Here is a 19,436-nt window from a genome sequence, read left to right as displayed (position 1 = left end):
GGGTATGGGGCCGTGGCTCAGTCCGCGGCGGGATCGAGCGCGAAGTCGTAGGTGACGACCTTACGCCCGGTGTCGTCGAGCTGCGGATCGAGGAGCAGTTCGGGTTTCGTCGCGCCGGCGACGTCGTCGTCGATCCAGTCGCCGCCCGCGAAATACAGCTGCGTGATGATCGGCTGCTTGCCCGGGGACGTCACCCGCAGGTGCAGGTGCGCCGGACGCCACGGGTGCCAGCCGGCGGACTCGATGAACTGACCGGTGGGGCCGTCGGTCGGGATCTGATACGGCGCAGGCTCGATGGTGGTGATCTCGTACCGACCCTCCGCGTCGGTGACGATCGTTCCGCGCAGGTTCCATTCGGGCAGGTGTGGAGCGAACTGCGAGTAATAGCCCTCGTCGTCGGCATGCCACAGCTCGATAATGGCGCCGCCGAGCCCGGTGCCGTCCAGGTCGGTGACCTGGCCCCGGAGAACGAGCGCGGTGTGTGCCCGGTCCTCGTCGCGCATCGGAAGGGTGCACCGCGCGGGGAGATCCGGCGCACCGGGCACGTAGTACGGTCCCTCGATGCTCCCCTTGGTGCCCTGGAAGTTCCGGGAGTTCACCTCTTCGATCTCGTGCTCGACGAACACGTCGAGGAGTAGCGGCCACTCGCCGCCCTCGCCGACGTCGATGAGCCACTGCTTGAGGACCCGGTATTCCGGGTAGGTGACGGCGTGCTTCCGGATCAGCGCGCCCAACCCGGCGAGCGCCTCGGTGGCGATGGCGGACAGGCGTTCCGGTGACGTGTCGGCGGTGAATCTGGCGCCCTTGAACTTGTCGGTGGCGGCGTTGCCGGAGCCGACCGCGGTGGGGCTTTCGATGGTGGTCATGATTCTCCCGGGTCTCGAGGGGCTAGCTGCGGCCGAAGTAGGAGACGTCGTCGTTGCCGATGAGGTCGGGCACCGTCCAGCCGTCCAGGTCGTACTCGGCCAGGCACTGCTCGGCCAGACCCTTCATCGAACTGACCGTTCCCCGGTTCTCCGCGAACATCAGCAGTTCCGCCTTCACACCCTCGTGGTTGCCGGCGTAGTTGCGCTCGTACAGCTCGTGGCGGCCACCGAACTCGCTGCCCACCGAATCCCACAGGGCCTTCATGATCTTCACCCGCTCGACGGCGGGCATGCCCTCGGAGCCGCGCACGTACTTGTCCAGGTACGGCCGGACCTCGGGGCTCTTGAAGTCCGCCGACGACGACGGCAGGTAGATCAGGCCGGACGCGACGTCCTGCTCGATGATCTCCTTGATCCGCGGGTACCCCTGCTGCATGAACATCCGGTAGGTGAGGCCGTATTCGAGCTTGGGGATGACGGTGTCTCCCACCCACGGCTCGGGGTCGCGGATCATTGATTCGGTCAGCGACCAGAACAGGTTTCGCCAGCCGATCACTTCACCGACACGGGTCTGCACGCCGCGGAACCCGCCCGCTCCGGTGGCGTCGAGGGCCTTCATGAGCAGGCCGGCGATGAAATCGAGCTTCACGGCCAGCCGGGTGCAGCCCTGCAGCGTGAAGCGGGGCAGGAACCCCGACTGTGGGAAGAAGGCATTGATCTTCTCCACGTCGCCGTACATGAAGACGTTCTCCCACGGCACGAGCACCTTGTCGAAGACGAAGATGGTGTCGTTCTCGTCCATCCGCGACGACAGCGGGTAGTCGAATGGGCTGCCCATCACCGCGGCCTGCTGGGTGTAGGACGTGCGGCAGATCAGCTTCACACCCGGGGCGTCCATCGGGACGGTGCAGATGAGGGCGAATTGCTTCTTCTTGATCGGCAGGCCGTAGTGGGCGATGAAGTTGTAGTTGGTGATCGCCGAACCGGTGGCGACGACCTTGGCGCCGGAGACGATGAGGCCGGCGTCGGTTTCCTTTTCCACCTTCATGAACACGTCGCCGACCTCGTCCGGGGGAAGCTGCCGGTCTACCGGGGGGTTGATGATCGCGTGGTTCCAGTACAGGACCTTCTCCTGCGATTCCTTGTACCAGCGTTCCGCGTTGGCCTGGAACGGTGAGTACAGCTCTTTGTTCGCATGCAGGGTGCCGAGGAACGACGCCTTGTAGTCGGGGCTGCGGCCCATCCAGCCGTATGTCATCCGTGCCCAGGTGGCGATCGCGTCGCGGTCCTTCAGCAGGTCGTCCGACGTCTTGGACGCCCGGAAGAAGGGCATCGTCACACCACCGTTGCCGGTGTCGGTGGGCGTGGTCAGGGTCTCGACGTGCTCGCCGGTGTGCATCGCGTCGTACAGGCGGGCGGTCATCCGGATCGGGTTGCGGAACGCCGGATGCGTCGTGACATCCTTGACACGCTCGCCGTGCAGGTAGATCTCCCGGTCGTCGCGCAGCGACTCGATGTACTCGTCACCGGTCATGGGGCGCGACGCGAAGTTGGCGGTGCGGTTCGCTTCACAGTCCGCAGCGACATTGACCTTGCTACGGTCGACGACGGAATCGGGGGCAGCTTCGGTGGTGGTCATGGTGTTTCCCTTCGGTCAGGATTACGAGGCAGCCTGGGCGAGCTGCAAGTGGAGGGGCGTGAACGACGCGGCGGCGTCGAACCATCCGCTGTGGGGGTCGTCGAGGCAGCCGTTCCACGCGGTGGTGCCGGACGCAGCCCCGAGGTCATGGAAGGTGCTGCGGTAGAAAAGCAGTGGGTCCTTGGCCGAGTCGACGGACGCGTCGACGATCTCCCCGATGAAGATGACGTGATCGCCGCCGTCGTAGGACGCCCACGGCGAACACGTCAGAGTCGCCGCGTTGCCGGACAGTGCGGGAGCGATGCCGGAGTCGTCCCACACCGGTTCCGTCCGTTGTGGTTTGCCTGCGAAATGCATCGCGGTATCGAGCTGATCGGCGGCCAGGATGTTCACCGCGAACGGCGCGTCACTCAGGTAGTTGCACGCCTTCGACTTCCGGGTCAACGTCACCTGGCACAGCCGAGGTTCGATCGAGATCGCGGTGAACGCGGTGACGGTGGCCCCGTGCGGCTCGCCGTCGGAGTTGGCGCACGTGATCACGGTGACGCCACTGGCGAACTGGCCGAAAATGTTACGGAGAGTGCGCTGATCCATTTTTCGTGACCGCCTTTCTGCACGATTCGTGCGATCACCCCTGCGTTTGGGGGCACCTGCACAACGTATGACGGGCATCACAGTCCGTCGATCCGCATTGCGAACCGCCGATCCGGAACGCGAAACGGGATTGGCGGAGGCGCGGCACAGGTCCTTGCAGTGACGTGAGTCACAGGTGATGCTAGGGTCGGGAGTTGCTCGAACGCCGCCGAAGCGCGAGGTGAGAGGTCTGGACGTACGTATGCGAGGACGGTTGGAGGGTCCCGGTTTCACCGACTGGGACGAGGTTCACGAGGTGGTCGCGGACGCGTACTTCCCCCATGAACTGCGTCCGCTGTCGAGTGGCAACGCCGCGCGGTCGTCGCTGGAATCGTCCGACGTGGGGGCGTCGCGGCTCGCCCGGATCGGATTCGGGGCAGCCGTGGCCATCGAGTCCGACCATCCCGGCGCGTACGGCATCAACATCCCCCTGACCGGTCGCATCGTGTCCGTCACCGGCGGCACGGAAGTGACGTCGACGCCGGGGCTCGCGACCATCTGTCCGCCCGACACCCGGACCGTGATCACCAACTGGAGCAGTTCCTGCGAGATCATCGGCTTCAAGGTGGACCGGGACTACCTGCAGCGGGAGATGGACCGCGTGCTCGCCAAGCCGGGTCAGATGTTGCCGCGGCAGCTCGACCTGCGCGCGGGCGCCGGAGCGGAGTGGCTCAGGCTCGTCCGTTCCGTCGCCGACCAGGCATTGCACGACAGCGTCCTCCTGCGCAGTGAGATGGTGTCGCAGCAATTGTGTGGTGCCCTGACCACTGCTCTCGTGCTCACCGCGATGCCGGACGACGACACCGGCTCGTCGGGAATCCGCCCCCGCATCGTCAAGCGGGTCATCGACGCGATCCACGAGGATCCGGCACGCCCCTGGACGGCCGGCGAGATGGCCGAACTCGTCGGCGTGAGCGTCCGGCGCATGCAGCAGGGGTTCCGCGAATACGTGGGCATGACGCCGATGGAGTTCCTCGTCGACGTGCGCCTCGAACGTGTGCACGCCGATCTGACCGGAAGTGCCTCCTGTGCAACTGTTTCCGAAGTCGCCACCCACTGGGGGATCATGCACACCGGCAGATTCGCCGCCGCCTACCGCCGCAAGTACGGTGTGACGCCGTCCGAATCGCTGCGGGACCGCGGCCTCTGAAACGTGTCGGACCCTCGCGATAGTATTCGCACATGAGTTCGACTGGGGGGTCGGTGGGGAGCCGGGTGGCGGAGCATCTGTCGATGCTCGCTGCCGCGGTGGACGGTTTGCTCGATGCCGGGCTGGCCGAACTGTCGGACGGCGAGGTGGTCGAGGTGATGCGCGGGGTGGAGCAGTCGCTTCGCCGCGCGGAGGCGGTCTCCCACCGATTGGTGGTGGAGACCGTGGAGCGCTCGGTTCCGGCGAGTCTGGGGTATACCTCGCCGAAGAAGCTGCTGATCGAGGTGCTCCGGATCTCGGGCGCCGACGCGTCCGCTCGGGTCACCGCCGCTCGTGAGCTGGGGGTGTGGCACACCCTGGCGGGCGATCCGATGCCACCCGTCCTGCCGGAAACCGCTGCGGCACAGAGTGACGGCGACATCGGACCGGATCATGTGCGGGCGATCGCGAAAGTGATGCGCAAGATTCCCCATGCCGTCGACAACGACGCGGTAGCCGACGCCGAGGCCGTCCTGGCCACCTTGGCGCGAAGCGCAACTCCCGAGGACGTGGAACAGGCCGGGCACCGGCTGCTGGCCTACCTGAATCCGGACGGAAGTCTCGGCGACGACCGCGACCGGAAACGCCGGCGTGGCATTTCGATCGGTCGGCAGGACACAGAACTGATGTCGAGAATCTCCGGCGAACTCGATCCCGTCGCACGGGCGATGCTCGATCCGATCCTCGCCAAGTGGGCACGACCCGGCATGAACAATCCGGACGATCCCGACTCGCCAGCCGGTGACGGCGAAAACCCGGCGATCGATCGTGACGTGCTGGCGGCCGCTGCCGCACGCGATACCCGCACCGCGGCACAGCGCAATCACGACGCGTTCAGCGCGGTGTTCCGGACACTGCTCGAATCGGGGGTGCTCGGCCGGCACCGGGGCCTGCCGACGACGGTGATCGTCACCATGACCCTCGAGCAGTTGGAGAAGGCGACCGGCGGGCTGGCCACGACGGCCACCGGTGGCCTGCTCCCGATCGAGGACGCACTGGCCCTGGCAGAGAATGCGCATCCGGTGCTCGCCCTGTTCGATCATGCGGGTCGTCCGTTGCACCTGGGTCGACGGCGCCGTCTGGCCAGTGCCGACCAGCGGCTCGCGCTGATCGCGGCGGACGGGGGCTGCACCCGGCCGGGGTGTTCGGCGCCGGCGAGTCTGTGTGCGGTGCACCATGTCACGGACTGGCACAAGGGCGGGCGCACCGACATCGAAGGTCTGGCCCTGGTCTGCGACGCATGCCATGCCCAGGTCAACGACGGACCGGCCGGCTGGGCGACGAGGTCCGCGCCCGCGCATTCCACACACGCGGGCCGGACCGAATGGATCCCACCGCCGCACATCGACCCCACCCGAAGACCGCGCATCAACCACCGGCATCATCCTGGTGAGTTGATCGAGCATGCGCGGGGGAGCCGGTCAGCCCCTGTCACCCACAGTCCACCAGCAGGTGCCGGGGACCCCGCAGTACCGGGTTGGGCCGGTAGGGCGGCGGATCCTCCACGAGACGCGGATTGGGGAGGCGGCGAATGAGTTCGGTGAGCGCCATCTGCCCTTCGAGGCGGGCGAGGGGGGCGCCGAAGCAACTGTGGATGCCGCTGCCCAGACCGACGTGCTGGTTGTCCTCGCGGTCGGGAACGAACCGGTCGGCGTCGACGAAGCGTTCCGGATCGCGATTGGCCGACGCCAAGGCCAGGACGAGCGGCGACCCCTTCGGAACGGTGACGCCGTCGATCACGATGTCGACGATCGGCGTCCGCTGGCCCAGCAGATGCACCGGCGGTTCGAAGCGGAGCAATTCCTCCACGGCCTGCGGCATCAACGCTGGTTCCGCGCGAAGCCGCTCGAGAACATCGGGATTGCGCAGCAGGGTCAACATGCCGTTGGTGATGAGATTGACGGTCGTCTCGTGCCCGGCGATGAACAACAGGATGGAGTTGGTGACCAACTCGACGGTGTTCAACTGGCCGTCGGGCCCCGAATCGTTGGCCAGCCCCGACAGCATGTCGTCGCCGGGATTGCGGCGACGGTCCTCGATCAGACCGGCCATGAACATGGCCATTTCCATCTGGGCCTGCTGCGCCGCCTTCACCTGCTCGTTGTCGGCGCTGCTGCGCCGCGGGTCGATGGCCGCCACCAACGCGTCGGCCCAGGCGTGGAACCGGGGTTCCTCCTCGTGAGGCACGCCGAGCAGACGGCAGATGACGGTGACGGGGAAGGGGTACGCGAAGTCGTCGACGATGTCGATGCGGCCCTTCCCGTCGAGCCCGTCGACGAGGCTCGTCACGAGTTCTGCGAGTTCGCCACGCATGGAGTCGATCCGGTCGGGGCTGTGCGGCGGACCGAACTGTCGCGTCGTCAATCGGCGCAACCGATCGTGCTCGGGCGGATCGAGTTTGAGGAAGGACTCCGGCCCGTCGCCGGCACGATCCGCCCCGGGAAGCCCCGGCCCCCTGTTGTGCAGGTCGGAACTGATCCTCGGATCGTGCAGAAGTGCCATCACGTCGTAGTACCGGCCCACGAGGAAGGAACCGTTGTCCTGCGGCGCCACCCGCGTCTCACGAAGTTCCTCGTACAGCGGATACGGATTCGGCCGGTTCGCCTGGTCGGTGATCCGCTCGAACAACTGCGCACGCGACATGGACACTCTCCCTGTTACTTCGGTAGCGAGACGAACTCGACACGACGTTCGGTGGGCAGATGACCGGTCACCGCGACGGTCGGACCGTGACTGAGAACCGCCGGGTCCGGCAACTCCGACGCCCGCACCTCGAACGGCTCCGCCCGGTCCATGACGTCGAAGTCCGGTGGGAACTCCGCCGCCGACTCGATCAGCCCCCGATAGAAGTCGAGCCACTTCCCCTGATTGAACGCCACCGCCGCGGTGACGCGACCACGGAAGCCGTACGCCGCCACGAATCGCCGGTCGGCGACCGAACCCTGGGTGATCACCACCTGATCGGAGTAGGTGGGGATGCCCACCGACTTGATGTTGACGCCGAACTGGCTGGACCAGAACGCCGGAATCTCCAGGTGCGGTCGCCGGCGCAGGCCGTCGTGGATCATGTTGTGCGCCGCCACCTCGGCCTGGCCGATCGCGTTGCCCCAGTGCTCCAGCGCCAGCACCTGGTAGTCGTACAGCGGATGCGGTTGCCGCGCAACGTCACCGGCGACGAACACGTTGTCGGTGACGATACCGTTGATGTCGAACGCCCGGCAGCCGGCGTCGCACGTGACCCCGCGGGGCCCGGCGGCGAGACCGGATCCGAACAGCCAGTCGGTGTTGCGGATGCTGCCCTGCGCGACGATCGCGACGTCGACGTCGAGTGCGGTCCCGTCCGAGAGGTGCGCGCGGCACAGCCGTCCGTCGCTGTCGCCGTCGAGTCCGGTCACCGTGACCCCGGTGCGCAGGTCGACGCCGTGGTCGCGTTGCATGTCGGCGGCGACCGCCGCCACCACCCCGCCGAGCGCACCGACCAGCGGTGCCGGGCCGCGCTCGGTGACCGTCACGGACAGCCCACGCTCCCGGCACACCGACGCGATCTCCGAACCGGTGAACCCGGCGCCGATCACCAGGACGTGGCGCGGTCCGGCAGACATCCGTTCGCTCAGGCGGCGGGAGTCGTCGCAGGTGCGGACGGTGAAGACGCCGTCGAGTGCCGCCTCGGACGAGTTCGACCACGGCCGGGCGCGGACGCCGGTCGCGATCAGCACCTTGTCGAACTCGACGGTGTCGCCGTCGCTGAGCACTACCCGGTTGTTCTCCAGATCGAGGGTGGTGGCCCGCACGCCGAGCAGCCATTTCGCGTCGAGGTCGGGACGGTAGGGGAGCGCCGCGTGTTCGGGCGGCATGATCCCGAGGAGCACGGCCTTCGACAGCGGCGGCCGGTCGTACGGTTCGTAGGGTTCGTCGCCGATCAGGGTCAGCGAACCGTCGAAGCCCTGCCCCCGTAGCGCCTCCGCCGCGCGCACCCCGGCGAGCGACGCGCCGACGATGACGATCCGCACGTCACTCCCCATCGTGCTGGGCGGGGAGATCCGTGGTGATGGCGTGCACCGGGCAGGCCGCGGCGGCTTGCGATACGTGCTCGCGTTCGTCGTCGGCGGGGCCCGCGTCGTAGAGGAGGGCCTCTTCGCCGTGCAGAGTGAAGACGTCGGGTGCGAGGAACACGCACTGCGCGTAACCCTGGCACCGATTGAGGTCGACGACGAGTTTCACGTCAATCATCCCGATTCTGAACAGTTCTGGTCACACGGGTCCACAGGGACTGCGCGGCGCACGGCCGTCCGATCGCGTCGGGCGGAGACCTCCACCCGGAAACCAGTATTCCGGAATGGCCGGTCTGCTCGGTTTCGATCCGCTGTTCTGGAGCCATTCAGAAATGCGATTCCGCGGACGACCTACTCCCGGGTAGAACTTCGCGGTAGTAACGAGAGTTACAAGTATCTTTCCGGAGTTCGTATCCTGCTGTCGAGAAACAACTTTCGGACACGGTCTCGATTCGGCAACGTAGGCCACCGGTTCGTGATGTGATGTGGTCACACCAGACCGGCAACGCCCAGTGGCGACACCTCCGAGGCGGAATATTGACGATCGAAGCTCACCGCGACACCCGCGCGACACGGCACCTGTCCGCATTGGACGCTGCAATCCAATTCCTGACCACCGCGCGCGGAAGCTCGTACAGCGCGGACCAGGCCTTCGACGAACTACTCGACTCCTCCATGAGGCATCAGGTCGATGTCGGCGATCTGGCCGAAGCCCTCGCCGACCTCGCCGAAGGCATCCGTCCCGATGCCGACGACCATCGCCGGGCCCGCGACGTGGCTGCGCGCGAGTGGGGAGCCTTCCTACCCTAACCGGCGCAGTCGATACACGTCTGGGCGGCGGGGAGCGCGTCGAGCCGAACCTCGGCGATCGGCCGGCCGCACCGGATGCAGAGGCCGTACGTCCCGCTGTCGAGCCGCTGCTGTGCCGCCGCCAGATCCTCGACCTCGCGTCTCGCGTCGGCCAGCAGCGCCGACACCTGGGCCCGTTCGAACGCGATGGTCGAGCCCTCCGGATCGTGCTCGTCATCGTCTGTGGTGAATTCCGACCCCTCCACGATCGCGGTGAAACGGCCGGTCAGCGACGCGATGCGACGTTCGGCGTCGGCGCGTTCCTCGGCGATTCGGGTGCGATGCTCCAAGGCCGTCATGTCCCGTTCAACATCGCACGCTGCCCGGTGCTTCCCCGATAATCCGCTCGATCGATTGGATGGTGCCCGGTTTCACCGTCGCGCAGTACCGGGACCGACTGCGGGAACTCCACGACCGGATCGAGGCGGACGGCCCGTTCGTGGCCCACTCGACCCGGTTCCTCGTCGACGCCCGCAAACGTGGCTGAGTCAGCTCGTCGCCCACGACTCGTCGAGAGATTCCCGGATGATGTCGGCGTGCCCGGCGTGCTGGGCCGTTTCACCGATGATGTGGAGCAGGACCCGGCGCGCGGACCAGCGCGATCCCGGTTCGAACCACGGCGCCTTCGGCAGCGGATGCGAGATGTCGAGGTCGGGCAGCGCGGCCACGATCTCGTCGGTCCGGTGCGCCACCTTCGCGTAGCGGTCGAGGACGCCGGACAGGGTCTCGTCGTCGCGGAGTGTGAATTCCTTCTCGCGATTGCCGGTGCCCGTCCCGTCCACGGGACCACCGCGGACGGCGTCGGTGCCGCGGACGATGAAATCGGCCCACACCTGTTCGGTGTCCGACACGTGTTTGACGAGTCCGCCCAGGCAGAGCACGCTCGCCGTCGGGCGCCGGGCCGCCTGCTCGTCGGTGAGGTCGCGGACGGTGTGGCGGAGCAGGTACCGGTGCTTCGCCAGCGACTCCAGCAAGTCGGCACGCTCGCCGGCAGTCGACGTTTTCGCGGTAGAGGTCACGGGGATCACCTGCTCCAGCCGGTCCGATGATGGCGCATTCGACCGTAGCGGTCAGCCGCCGTGCGCGGTGACATAACCGGTCGCGCGGCCGTGGGTGTCGAGTTCCCACCCCATCCGCTTCCGGGACCGGAGCGTCACCGAGGAGTCGATGATCTCGAGGCTGGGGGCGCGGGTCTCCAGCCACTCCTGCAGCCGCAGCAGGTCGGGCAGCGAGGACACCCACATGCTGACGAGGAAGTTCGCGGGTCCGGTCATCGACATGCACAAGCGCAGTTCGGGGCGGGTGTTGACGACCTCCACGACGTCGCGGTGCGCGCGCACGGGCAGGCGGCACCACCACGTGACGGTGATGGGCCACCGCGTCGCGTTCTGGGCGACGTCGCAGCGCAGCACCACGGCGCGGGAGCGCAGCAACCCGGCGAGTTGCCTGCGGACCGAGGACGCGGGCCGGTCGATCACGGCGGCGATCTCGCGCGCGGACGCACGGCCGTTCCGGGTGAGTTCGCGAACGAGCGCGCGGGCGACCTCGTCGGTCAGGCTCTCCGGCCGGCTCGATCCGGACTGCGGAGGGGTGTTCTCCAGTGCGGCGATCGCGGCGGACTGCGCCGTGTCCAGGGAGTCGAGGCGCCACCGGCTGCCCTCCGCGTGGAGTGCGGTGCACGTGTGCGTCCGGGTCGAATTGACGCTCGGGTGGCGGGGCAACTCCTCGAGCACCAGGTCCGACAACTCGTGCAGCGATCCCGTCTGCACGGTCAGTATGAGGTCCCGGCCACGCGCCGCATGCTCGATCGACGACACCCGCGGGTCCCGGGTGAGCGCCTCGACCAGTGCCTTCGTGCCTGCGAGGTCGCACGTCACCTCGATCATCGCGGTGAACGCGCCCGCACCCGTCATCGGCGCGGGGTAGGCGGTGATCCAGGCCAGCCCGCGTTCGGTGACCGATTCCCACCGCCGTGCGAGGGTCGCGGACGTCGCGCGCAGGATCGGGGCCAGCTCGGCCCACGTCGCCCGGGGGCGGATCTGCAGGGCGTGAATGAGCGAAAGTTCGGATTCGGTCAGCATCTCGCTCATAAAGCTCTTCCTGATTCGGTGAGAATGATCGTTTTCGACGTTCTCGGTGGTCCGTCGTTCCGTGGCTCACAGCATATGACCACCGACGCATTCGGTCCCGAACGTGACCACCGACATAAGGGAGAGCAATGGATCTCTTGGACGACGCCCACGCTCTGCAGGGCGACCTCGTGCAGTTGCGGCGCGTACTGCACCGCGAACCCGAGGTCGGCCTGGACCTGCCGCGCACGCAGGAAACGGTCCTCGCGGCGTTGGACGGACTGCCGCTCGAGATCTCGACGGGAACCCGCACGACGTCCGTGACCGCGGTACTCCGGGGTGGCCGACGCGCGGAAACCGCCGCGCAGACGGTGCTGCTGCGCGCCGACATGGACGGACTGCCGGTCACCGAGCAGACCGGACTCGACTTCGCGGCACAGAACGGTGCCATGCACGGATGCGGGCACGACCTGCACACCGCGGCGCTCGTCGGGGCCGCGCAACTGCTCAGCCGGCACCGCGACCGGTTGGCGGGCGACATCGTCCTGATGTTCCAGCCCGGCGAGGAGGGGTGGGACGGCGCCAAGGTGATGGTCGACGAGGGCGTCCTCGATGCGTCCGGTCGGCGCGCGGACACCGCCTACGGCATGCACGTCTTCTCCTGCCAGAAGCCGCAGGGCCGGTTCTTCTCCAAGGCGGGCACCCTGCTCGCGGCGTCGTACAAACTGACCGTGACAGTTCGCGGAGCGGGCGGCCACGGATCGTCCCCGTCGACCGCCCGGGATCCGATCACCGCGATGGCCGAGATGATCACGTCGCTGCAGACCATGATCACCCGGACGTTCGACGTGTTCGACCCCGTCGTCGTGACCGTCGCGAACGTGCGGGCCGGGTCGCGGCACAACATCATTCCCGACGACGCGCGGTTCGAGGCGACGGTCCGGTGTTATTCGCCCGCCACGTACGAGAAGGTGCCGGGGGCGCTGCGCAGGGTGCTCGAGGGGGTGGCGTCCGCGCAACGCGTCGACGTCGACGTCGACGTGGCCCCGGAGTTCCCGATGACGATCAACGACGTGGACGAGGTCGCGTTCGGCGCCGAAGTCGTCAGCGACCTCATGGGCGAGGACCGCTACGAGACGGTCAGCCATCCGATGGCCGGGTCCGAGGACTTCTCCTACGTCCTGCAGGAAGTGCCGGGCGCCTTCATCGGGTTGGGCGCCTGCATGCCGGGAGCCGATCCCGTTGCGGCTCCCATGAACCATTCGCCGCGGGCGCAATTCGACGACGCGGTGCTCGCCGACGCCGCCACCATCTACGCCGGGCTGGCCGTTCGACGGCTGGACAAGGCGCACTCCGACGACGCCCGGCTCGAGACTGCCGCGGCCGGAGGTGACGCACGATGACCGGGATCGCCACCGAGAGCGGGGCCGTGAACGCAGGCCCGCTCACCGTCCGTCAGCGGTCCGAGCGCTGGGAGAAGGCCCGCGCGATCGTCGGCGTGGGCACGGGCAACGGGATCGAGTACTTCGACTGGACCGTCTACGCCACGTTCGCCGCGTTCTTCGCCCCGCAGTTCTTCCACACCGGATCTGCCGTCTCCGACCTGCTCGCGTCGTTCGGCGTCTTCGCCGTCGGATTCGTCGCCCGCCCGTTCGGCGGTCTGCTGTTCGGCTGGCTGTCGGACCGCCGGGGACGCAAGCTGTCCATGACGCTCGCCGTCGGCCTCGCCGCGATCGGCAGCCTGGTCATCGGCCTGACCCCGACCCATCAGACGATCGGCATCGCCGCGGCGGTGGTGCTCGTCGTGGCGCGGCTCGCGCAGGGCGTCGCCCACGGCGGCGAGTTGCCGTCCGCGCAGACGTACATCGTGGAATTCGCGCCGACGGCGCGGCGCGGACTCTGGTCCAGCCTCATCTACATCTCCAACACCACCGGAGTGGTCGTGGGCACGCTGCTCGGCGCCCTGCTCACCACGACGCTGAATTCGGAGCAGATGGCCGACTGGGGCTGGCGGGTGCCGTTCCTGCTGGGCGGCGTCCTCGGCCTGTTCGTGCTGTGGATGCGGTCCCGGATGAGCGAGACCGAGGTCTACGAGGAGTCGGGTGACGACACCGCGAAGCAGTCGATGTGGCAACTGTTCGTGGCGCACCGGCGGCAGGTGTTCCAAATCCTGTTCTTCACGGTCGGCGGCACCGTCGTCTACTACGTGTGGGCGGTGTCGGCGCCGGCGTACGCGATCACGGTCCGGGGTATCGATCCGCCGCTCACGTGTGGGATCTTGAAGCGGTGAAGACACACTCGGTACGAATGGCGCGAGCCGCGGCAACCGTCGCGATCGCCTCCCTCACGGTCGCCGGCACCTGCCTCGCCTCCCCGGCCGCGTTCGCCGACGAGACGGATCGCACGGCGGGGAGCGTCGTGGACGTCGAGCCGCTGCCCGCCGACCTGTGGATCCCCGGCACCGCCGACGCACAGCGGATCACGTACTGGTCGATCGGGTCCGACGGGAATCCCGCACTCAGCAGCGGCGCCGTGTACGTGCCGCCGGGGGAGGCGCCCGACGGGGGCTGGCCGGTGGTGGCCTGGGCGCACGGCACATCCGGACTCGCCGACGACTGCGCCCCCTCGCTCGTCGGCCCCGCACTCCCCGAGCGGGACTATCCGTACCTCGGCCGGTGGCTCGAGCAGGGATACGCCGTCGTCTCCACCGATTACGTCGGCCTCGGCACACCCGGTGTGATGCCGTACCTCGACGGAAAGGTCGAGGCGCACAGCGTCGTCGACTCGGTGAAGGCGGCCCGCGCCGTCGACGAGTCGCTGTCGAACAAGTGGGTGGTGGTCGGACAGTCGCAGGGTGGTGGGGCCGCGATCACCACCGCCCGCTACGCCACCGAGTTCGGCGGGGAGACGCTGGACTACCGCGGGGCCGTGGGAACGGGCGTTCCCGCGAACATCGAACTGGCGCTGCTGCCGCTCGGCCCGGGGGTGCCGCCCGCGGCGATCCCCGCCGGCCTCACGTCGTACCTTTTCTACATCCTCGCGGGACTGCGGTCGGCGCACCCCGAGATCGACCTCGACTCGTATCTGACACCCCTCGGCGCGCACTACGTGGACGCTGCGGAACAGCTGTGCGTCAACGAACTTCACGACGCCGCGGAAGGGGTGGTGGTCGGCGACCTGTTCAGCAAGCCGTTGAACCAGATCCCGAACTTTCACGGCCTGCTCGTGGACTACATGGGCGTCCCGGCGAGCGGATACGACCGTCCCCTGTTCATCGGGCAGGGGCTCACCGACATCGACGTGCCGGCGCCGTCGGCGTTCTCGCTGGTCGCCGCGCTCACCGCGAACGGTGAGCCGGTCACGTTCAAGACGTATCCCACCGACCACAGCGGCACGCTCGTCGATTCGCAGGCCGACACCATCCCGTTCGTGCGGGGCCTGTTCGGCTGACCGATCGGGGACTGTCCTGAATCCGGACAGTTGCCCGCCGCGTCCGCGGGCACTATGGCGTGGGTCACACGGTGTGGGTACGTTCGGATGTGAGTCGTGCACTGGTGCACGACCGGATTCGCGCGCGGCAAGGAGTCGAGGTTGGAGTTTGGCGGCACGACCGGGCACGCGGCGATGCGGCCGGAGATCGCGTTGTCCTGGAAGCGTTCGGCGCTCAGCGGGCTGGAACCGACGTCGACGCCGAGCGATGACCCCTGCCCGGACCTGGACAAGTCCAGTCGGCTGCTGCAGGCGGCCCGGCCCGTCCTCGACGAGATGCAGCAGCAGATCCAGGGCACGGGTTTCTGCGTCCTGCTCGCCGACCGCGACTGCCGCATCGTCGCCCGGCTCTTCGACGGCCGCAAACTCGAGCGGCTGATCGACGGCGCCGGGGCGGTGCTGGGGTCGAGGTTCGGCGAGGACTGCGTCGGGACCACCGCGCTGGGGACGCCGCTGGAGGTCCGGCGCGGAGTCGTGATCCACGGCGAGGAGCACTACCTAGAGCGGTTCAAGGACCTCAGCTGTTACGGACACCCGATCGTGCATCCGGTGACGCGCCGCGTCGAGGGCATCCTCGACATGACGGGCGTCGCGTCGCGGGCCAATCCGCTGTTCGCCCCGTTCCTGGCCCGCGCGGCCGCCGACATCGAGCGACGACTGCTCGAGGGGTCCCGGGTGTCGCAGCAGCGGCTCGTGGACGCGTTCCAGCGGGTGTCGCCGCAGAATCAGATGGCGGTCACCGCGATCGGCGAGGACATCCTCCTCAGCAACCGGGTTGCCCTCGATCTGCTCCAGGTGTCCGATCACGCGACGCTGCGGGGGCTTGCTGCGGATCTGCGCCCGGAGCAGTCGAAGACGGTGCGGATCCAATTGTCCTCGGGTGAACCGGCGTTGGTCCGGGCCGACCACGTGGCGGGCACCGACGGCGGCGCGGTGTTCGTCGTCCGCCCGGACCGCCGCACGAGCACGCCCATCCGGCGCGGCAAGTCGCCGTCGAGTTCCGTCGTCGAACGCAGCAGGTCGGAGTTGTCGCGGCTGCGCGAGACCCGGGATCCGGTGGTGATCAGCGGCGAACCGGGAACCGGCAGGACCACGGCGGTCCGCGATCTGGCCGGCGACCGGTCGCTCGTATGTATGGACGCTGCCGCGATCGCTCTCGACGGCGCCGCGGCCTGGATCGATCGACTGCTCGCCCTGGCGGCGGGACCCTCCGCGGTCCTGGCGATCGAAGAGGTGCAACTGCTGCCCGAATCGATGCTGCCGCTGGTCGTGAAGATGCTGGCGGCCGACGCGGGTCCCCGGATTGTGATGACCAGTTCGCCGCTCGGCGACCTGCCGCCGGGAGTGGCCGGTCTGGCAGGCCGGTGCCCCGGACAGGTGGTGCTGCCGCCGCTGCGGCAACGCACCCGCGAGTTCGCGGACATCGCGCAGGCGGTCCTCGACTCCGTCGAACCGGGCCTCCGGCTGTCCGCGAGCGCGCTGGACGCTCTGATCGCCCGCGACTGGCCGGGCAACATCGCGGAACTGTCCGTCGTGCTGCAGGCGGCCGCGCGCGGGCGCACCAGCGCGCACCTCGCTGTCGCGGATCTGCCCGACCAGTATCGGACGCCGCCGCGGGTGTCGCGGCTGGCGGGCCGTGAACGCGCCGAACGCCAGGCCATCGTCGACGCACTGCAGGAAAGTGGCGGCAACAAGGTGCACGCCGCGGCCGCGCTGGGCATCAGCCGCAGCACGCTCTACGTTCGGATGCGGGCCCTCGATATCACCGTCTAGCTGCAGTTTCATCCACCGATCCGCGACCGTCCGGAGGTGTCCGAAGTCAGGACAGTTAGTGATATGGCAATCAGTGCACTATGAGCCACGTCACATTCACAACTTCGGAGGTTTTGATGACAGCGACGATCGAACCCAGCCAAGCGGAACTCTTGCCGTCGGTACGGAACTTTCTGTCCGGCACCAAGCGATTCCTCGTCGGTGGGCAGTGGGTGGAATCGGCCAGCGGCGAGACGTTCGAGACCGTCGACCCCGCCACCGGGCAGGTGCTGACCACCGTCGCACGCGGGGGCGCCGAGGACGTCGACCGTGCAGTCCGGGCCGCACGCACGGCGTTCGACGAGGGCCCGTGGTCCACCATGAAGCCCAACGAGCGCGAACGCCTGATCTGGCGAGTCGGTGACATCCTCTCCGAGCGCGCCGAGGAATTCGGTCAGCTCGAGGCACTGGACAACGGCAAGTCGGCGGGCATCGCCGCGGCCGTCGACGTCGCCTGGTCGGCCGACATCTTCCGCTACTTCGCGGGCTGGGCCACCAAGATCGAGGGCAGCACCGTCAACGTGAGCATGCCGTTCGTCCCCGGCGGCCAGTTCCACGCGTACACGCTGCGTGAGCCCGTCGGTGTCTGCGGACTGATCGTTCCCTGGAACTTCCCGCTGCTGATGGCCGCGTTCAAGCTGGCCCCCGCACTCGCGGCGGGCAACACGGTGATCCTCAAGCCCGCGGAACAGACCCCGCTCACCGCGATCCTGCTCGGCGAGGTGTTCGAGGAGGCCGGCTTCCCGCCCGGCGTCGTCAACATCGTCACCGGCTACGGCGACGCCGGGGCCGCGCTGTCGGCTCACGACGACGTCGACAAGATCGCGTTCACCGGATCCACCGAGGTCGGGAAGAAGATCGTCGACGCCGCCCGCGGCAACCTGAAGAAGGTGTCGCTCGAACTCGGCGGCAAGAGCGCCAACGTCGTGTTCGCGGACGCGGACTTCGACGCCGCCGTCACCGGATCGCTCAACGCCTGGCTGTTCAACCACGGCCAGTGCTGCGTCGCAGGCACCCGGATGTTCGTCGAGGACAGCATCTTCGACGACTTCACCGCCGCGGTCGCCGAGGCCGCGAGCCAGGTCAAGATCGGCCCCGGACTCGATCCCACCACCCAGCTCGGACCGCTCGTGTCGCAGGAACAGTTCGACAAGGTCACCGGTTACCTGGCCGCCGGACTCGCGGACGGCGCCCGCGCCCTCACCGGCGGAAAGCGCTGGGGCGACACCGGCTTCTACGTCGAGCCGACGGTGTTCGTCGACGTGAAGCCCGAATTCAGCATCGTCGAGGAAGAGATCTTCGGCCCGGTCGTCGCCGCGCTGCCCTTCAACGCGGAGGAGGGCGTCGCGAAGGCCGCGAACAGCAGCATCTACGGCCTCGCCGCCGGAATCTGGACCAAGGACCTGTCCAAGGCGCACCTCACGGCCCGCCAGCTCAAGGCCGGTTCGGTGTGGATCAACCAGTACAACGGGTTCGACACCGCCATGCCGTTCGGTGGATACAAGCAGTCCGGGTGGGGGCGTGAACTCGGGGCCACCGCCATCGACCTCTACACCCAGACCAAAGCCGTCAACATCGCACTCTGACCGTCACTCAACGAGGAGAAGACATGAAGACCAAAGCAGCGGTTCTGCTCGAAGCCGGCAAGCCGTTCGAGATCATGGAACTCGAACTGGATGGTCCGGGACCCGGCGAAGTGCTCATCAAGTACGTCGCGGCAGGCCTGTGCCACTCGGACCTGCACCTCACCGACGGCGATCTGCCGCCGCGTTATCCCATCGTCGGCGGGCACGAGGGGTCCGGCATCATCGAGGAGGTCGGCCCCGGTGTCACCAAGGTGAAGCCCGGCGACCACGTGGTCTGCAGCTTCATCCCGAACTGCGGCACGTGTCGCTACTGCGCCACCGGCCGTCAGAACCTGTGCGACATGGGCGCCACCATTCTCGAGGGTTCGATGCCCGACGGCTCGTTCCGGTTCCACTCGGGTAAGGACGATTTCGGCGCCATGTGCATGCTCGGCACGTTCTCGGAGCGGGCCACCATCTCGCAGCACTCGGTGGTGAAGGTGGACGACTGGCTCCCGCTGGAGACCGCCGTCCTCGTCGGCTGCGGTGTGCCGTCCGGTTGGGGCACCGCGGTGTACGCCGGCGGCGTGCGCGCCGGTGACACCGTCGTCATCTACGGCATCGGCGGACTCGGCATCAACGCCGTGCAGGGCGCCGTCAGTGCCGGCGCCAAGTACGTCGTGGTGGTGGACCCGGTGGCGATGAAGCGGGAGGCCGCCCTGAAGTTCGGCGCCACCCATGCCTTCGCCGACGCCGCCGAGGCCGCCGCGAAGGTCAACGAATTGACCTGGGGGCAGGGCGCCGACCAGGCGCTGATCCTGGTCGGGACCGTCGACGAGGAGGTCGTGCAGAACGCGACCGCCGTCATCGGCAAGGGCGGCACCGTCGTCATCACCGGTCTCGCCGACCCGGCCAAGCTCACCGTGCACGTGTCGGGCACCGACCTCACCCTGAACCAGAAGACGATCAAGGGCACGCTGTTCGGATCGGCCAACCCGCAGTACGACATCGTCCGCCTGCTGCGGCTGTACGACGCGGGTCAGCTCAAGCTCGACGAGCTGATCACCACCAAGTACACGCTCGAGCAGGTGAACGAGGGCTACCAGGATCTGCGGGACGGGAAGAACCTGCGTGGCGTGATCGTCCACGCGTAGGCGGCTTCGCCGCCCGTGCGCGGTTGACGAGTCCAGAGACTCGCGAACCGCGCCCGGGTGCGGAGCGCCACACGGCGGCGAGCCGGTCGGTCGTCTTGAGCCAGGACACGGTGTTGTCG

General features: G+C 68.0%; 17 protein-coding genes and 2 pseudogenes. 10 read left to right on the top strand and 9 right to left on the bottom strand.

Going from position 1 to position 19,436, the window contains the following annotated elements; all coding sequences use genetic code 11:
- Positions 1 to 17 precede the first annotated feature (17 nt).
- The 3 genes from catA to ACFTZB_RS26875 are packed head-to-tail and all read right to left on the bottom strand — an operon-like array spanning position 18 to position 3,099.
- On the bottom strand, positions 18 to 866 hold the full coding sequence (gene catA, locus ACFTZB_RS26885) for a catechol 1,2-dioxygenase (RefSeq protein WP_219459498.1): 849 nt from the start codon (positions 864 to 866) through the stop codon (positions 18 to 20).
- Between the two features lie 22 nt (positions 867 to 888).
- Positions 889 to 2,505 (bottom strand): 4-hydroxyphenylacetate 3-hydroxylase family protein, encoded by a 1,617-nt coding sequence (locus ACFTZB_RS26880; protein ID WP_378435790.1) that lies wholly within the window; start codon positions 2,503 to 2,505, stop codon positions 889 to 891.
- 21 nt (positions 2,506 to 2,526) lie between these two features.
- Positions 2,527 to 3,099, bottom strand: coding sequence for a flavin reductase family protein (locus tag ACFTZB_RS26875; protein WP_378435788.1), 573 nt, complete (start codon positions 3,097 to 3,099; stop codon positions 2,527 to 2,529).
- 241 nt (positions 3,100 to 3,340) lie between these two features.
- Here ACFTZB_RS26875 and ACFTZB_RS26870 point away from each other — a divergent pair, with 241 nt between their 5' ends.
- Together ACFTZB_RS26870 and ACFTZB_RS26865 are read left to right on the top strand one after the other, a co-directional pair.
- Positions 3,341 to 4,288, top strand: coding sequence for an AraC family transcriptional regulator (locus ACFTZB_RS26870; RefSeq protein ID WP_378435786.1), 948 nt, complete (start codon positions 3,341 to 3,343; stop codon positions 4,286 to 4,288).
- Between the two features lie 32 nt (positions 4,289 to 4,320).
- On the top strand, positions 4,321 to 5,862 hold the full coding sequence (locus ACFTZB_RS26865; protein WP_378435784.1) for a DUF222 domain-containing protein: 1,542 nt from the start codon (positions 4,321 to 4,323) through the stop codon (positions 5,860 to 5,862).
- Here the strand turns inward: ACFTZB_RS26865 and ACFTZB_RS26860 are convergent.
- From ACFTZB_RS26860 to ACFTZB_RS26850, 3 genes are read right to left on the bottom strand one after another with little or no spacing between them, the layout of a single operon-like run.
- Positions 5,759 to 6,970: a cytochrome P450 gene (locus ACFTZB_RS26860; protein WP_378435782.1), complete on the bottom strand. Its 1,212-nt coding sequence runs from the start codon at positions 6,968 to 6,970 to the stop codon at positions 5,759 to 5,761. The genes ACFTZB_RS26865 and ACFTZB_RS26860 overlap by 104 nt on opposite strands.
- Positions 6,971 to 6,984: 14 nt before the next feature.
- Positions 6,985 to 8,349 (bottom strand): NAD(P)/FAD-dependent oxidoreductase, encoded by a 1,365-nt coding sequence (locus ACFTZB_RS26855; protein ID WP_378435779.1) that lies wholly within the window; start codon positions 8,347 to 8,349, stop codon positions 6,985 to 6,987.
- Positions 8,339 to 8,557: a ferredoxin gene (locus ACFTZB_RS26850; RefSeq protein WP_378435777.1), complete on the bottom strand. Its 219-nt coding sequence runs from the start codon at positions 8,555 to 8,557 to the stop codon at positions 8,339 to 8,341. Before ACFTZB_RS26850 ends, ACFTZB_RS26855 begins: the two co-directional genes overlap by 11 nt.
- Before the next feature lie 359 nt (positions 8,558 to 8,916).
- Here ACFTZB_RS26850 and ACFTZB_RS26845 point away from each other — a divergent pair, with 359 nt between their 5' ends.
- Positions 8,917 to 9,189 (top strand): ANTAR domain-containing protein, encoded by a 273-nt coding sequence (locus tag ACFTZB_RS26845; RefSeq protein WP_378435775.1) that lies wholly within the window; start codon positions 8,917 to 8,919, stop codon positions 9,187 to 9,189.
- Here ACFTZB_RS26845 and ACFTZB_RS26840 read toward each other — a convergent pair.
- A complete protein-coding gene (locus tag ACFTZB_RS26840; protein ID WP_378435773.1) occupies positions 9,186 to 9,527 on the bottom strand; it encodes a TraR/DksA family transcriptional regulator in 342 nt (113 codons plus the stop codon). The two genes, ACFTZB_RS26845 and ACFTZB_RS26840, sit on opposite strands and share 4 nt — an antisense overlap.
- A 41-nt stretch (positions 9,528 to 9,568) precedes the next feature.
- Here ACFTZB_RS26840 and ACFTZB_RS26835 point away from each other — a divergent pair.
- Positions 9,569 to 9,715 (top strand): annotated as a pseudogene (locus ACFTZB_RS26835) (SAM-dependent methyltransferase); the annotation flags it as partial.
- Position 9,716: 1 nt separating this feature from the next.
- Here the strand turns inward: ACFTZB_RS26835 and ACFTZB_RS26830 are convergent.
- Both ACFTZB_RS26830 and ACFTZB_RS26825 read right to left on the bottom strand, forming a co-directional pair.
- Positions 9,717 to 10,256: a DinB family protein gene (locus tag ACFTZB_RS26830; RefSeq protein WP_378435771.1), complete on the bottom strand. Its 540-nt coding sequence runs from the start codon at positions 10,254 to 10,256 to the stop codon at positions 9,717 to 9,719.
- Positions 10,257 to 10,298: 42 nt separating this feature from the next.
- Complete coding sequence (locus tag ACFTZB_RS26825) at positions 10,299 to 11,318, bottom strand: Lrp/AsnC family transcriptional regulator (protein ID WP_378435769.1); 1,020 nt, start codon at positions 11,316 to 11,318, stop codon at positions 10,299 to 10,301.
- A gap of 128 nt (positions 11,319 to 11,446) precedes the next feature.
- Here ACFTZB_RS26825 and ACFTZB_RS26820 point away from each other — a divergent pair, with 128 nt between their 5' ends.
- The 6 genes and pseudogenes from ACFTZB_RS26820 (at position 11,447) to ACFTZB_RS26795 (ending at position 19,317) form a co-directional block, all read left to right on the top strand.
- Entirely contained in the window at positions 11,447 to 12,700 is a 1,254-nt protein-coding gene (locus ACFTZB_RS26820) for a M20 family metallopeptidase (RefSeq protein WP_378435767.1), read from the top strand.
- Positions 12,697 to 13,557: pseudogene (locus tag ACFTZB_RS26815) on the top strand (MFS transporter); the annotation flags it as partial. The gene ACFTZB_RS26820 and the pseudogene ACFTZB_RS26815, both read left to right, overlap by 4 nt.
- Positions 13,558 to 13,604: 47 nt before the next feature.
- Positions 13,605 to 14,747 carry a lipase family protein gene (locus tag ACFTZB_RS26810; protein WP_378435765.1) on the top strand — a complete coding sequence of 381 codons (1,143 nt, stop codon included), beginning with the start codon at positions 13,605 to 13,607 and terminating at the stop codon, positions 14,745 to 14,747.
- Between the two features lie 174 nt (positions 14,748 to 14,921).
- A complete protein-coding gene (locus tag ACFTZB_RS26805) occupies positions 14,922 to 16,559 on the top strand; it encodes a sigma-54-dependent Fis family transcriptional regulator (RefSeq protein WP_378435792.1) in 1,638 nt (545 codons plus the stop codon).
- A 116-nt stretch (positions 16,560 to 16,675) separates the two neighbouring features.
- A complete protein-coding gene (locus ACFTZB_RS26800) occupies positions 16,676 to 18,184 on the top strand; it encodes an aldehyde dehydrogenase family protein (RefSeq protein WP_378435763.1) in 1,509 nt (502 codons plus the stop codon).
- 23 nt (positions 18,185 to 18,207) lie between these two features.
- Complete coding sequence (locus ACFTZB_RS26795; protein ID WP_012689426.1) at positions 18,208 to 19,317, top strand: NDMA-dependent alcohol dehydrogenase; 1,110 nt, start codon at positions 18,208 to 18,210, stop codon at positions 19,315 to 19,317.
- The last annotated feature ends 119 nt before the right edge of the window (positions 19,318 to 19,436 follow it).

It is taken from the genome of Rhodococcus sp. NPDC057014 (assembly GCF_042673295.1).
Taxonomy (GTDB): Bacteria; Actinomycetota; Actinomycetes; order Mycobacteriales; family Mycobacteriaceae; genus Rhodococcus_F.
The sequence above is the reverse complement of the archived record's forward strand: the minus strand, read 5'-3'. Positions and strand labels throughout refer to the sequence as shown.

What these genes read in the sequence shown, in the direction of transcription:
- ACFTZB_RS26855 (WP_378435779.1), bottom strand. Translation starts at nt 8,349, where the DNA reads ATGGGGAGTGACGTGCGGATCGTCATCGTCGGCGCGTCGCTCGCCGGG.
- ACFTZB_RS26810 (WP_378435765.1), top strand. Translation starts at nt 13,605, where the DNA reads ATGGCGCGAGCCGCGGCAACCGTCGCGATCGCCTCCCTCACGGTCGCC.
- ACFTZB_RS26870 (WP_378435786.1), top strand. Translation starts at nt 3,341, where the DNA reads ATGCGAGGACGGTTGGAGGGTCCCGGTTTCACCGACTGGGACGAGGTT.
- ACFTZB_RS26865 (WP_378435784.1), top strand. Translation starts at nt 4,321, where the DNA reads ATGAGTTCGACTGGGGGGTCGGTGGGGAGCCGGGTGGCGGAGCATCTG.
- catA (WP_219459498.1), bottom strand. Translation starts at nt 866, where the DNA reads ATGACCACCATCGAAAGCCCCACCGCGGTCGGCTCCGGCAACGCCGCC.
- ACFTZB_RS26825 (WP_378435769.1), bottom strand. Translation starts at nt 11,318, where the DNA reads ATGAGCGAGATGCTGACCGAATCCGAACTTTCGCTCATTCACGCCCTG.
- ACFTZB_RS26805 (WP_378435792.1), top strand. Translation starts at nt 14,922, where the DNA reads ATGCGGCCGGAGATCGCGTTGTCCTGGAAGCGTTCGGCGCTCAGCGGG.
- ACFTZB_RS26800 (WP_378435763.1), top strand. Translation starts at nt 16,676, where the DNA reads ATGACAGCGACGATCGAACCCAGCCAAGCGGAACTCTTGCCGTCGGTA.
- ACFTZB_RS26795 (WP_012689426.1), top strand. Translation starts at nt 18,208, where the DNA reads ATGAAGACCAAAGCAGCGGTTCTGCTCGAAGCCGGCAAGCCGTTCGAG.
- ACFTZB_RS26880 (WP_378435790.1), bottom strand. Translation starts at nt 2,505, where the DNA reads ATGACCACCACCGAAGCTGCCCCCGATTCCGTCGTCGACCGTAGCAAG.
- ACFTZB_RS26860 (WP_378435782.1), bottom strand. Translation starts at nt 6,970, where the DNA reads ATGTCGCGTGCGCAGTTGTTCGAGCGGATCACCGACCAGGCGAACCGG.
- ACFTZB_RS26820 (WP_378435767.1), top strand. Translation starts at nt 11,447, where the DNA reads ATGGATCTCTTGGACGACGCCCACGCTCTGCAGGGCGACCTCGTGCAG.
- ACFTZB_RS26850 (WP_378435777.1), bottom strand. Translation starts at nt 8,557, where the DNA reads ATGATTGACGTGAAACTCGTCGTCGACCTCAATCGGTGCCAGGGTTAC.
- ACFTZB_RS26840 (WP_378435773.1), bottom strand. Translation starts at nt 9,527, where the DNA reads ATGACGGCCTTGGAGCATCGCACCCGAATCGCCGAGGAACGCGCCGAC.
- ACFTZB_RS26875 (WP_378435788.1), bottom strand. Translation starts at nt 3,099, where the DNA reads ATGGATCAGCGCACTCTCCGTAACATTTTCGGCCAGTTCGCCAGTGGC.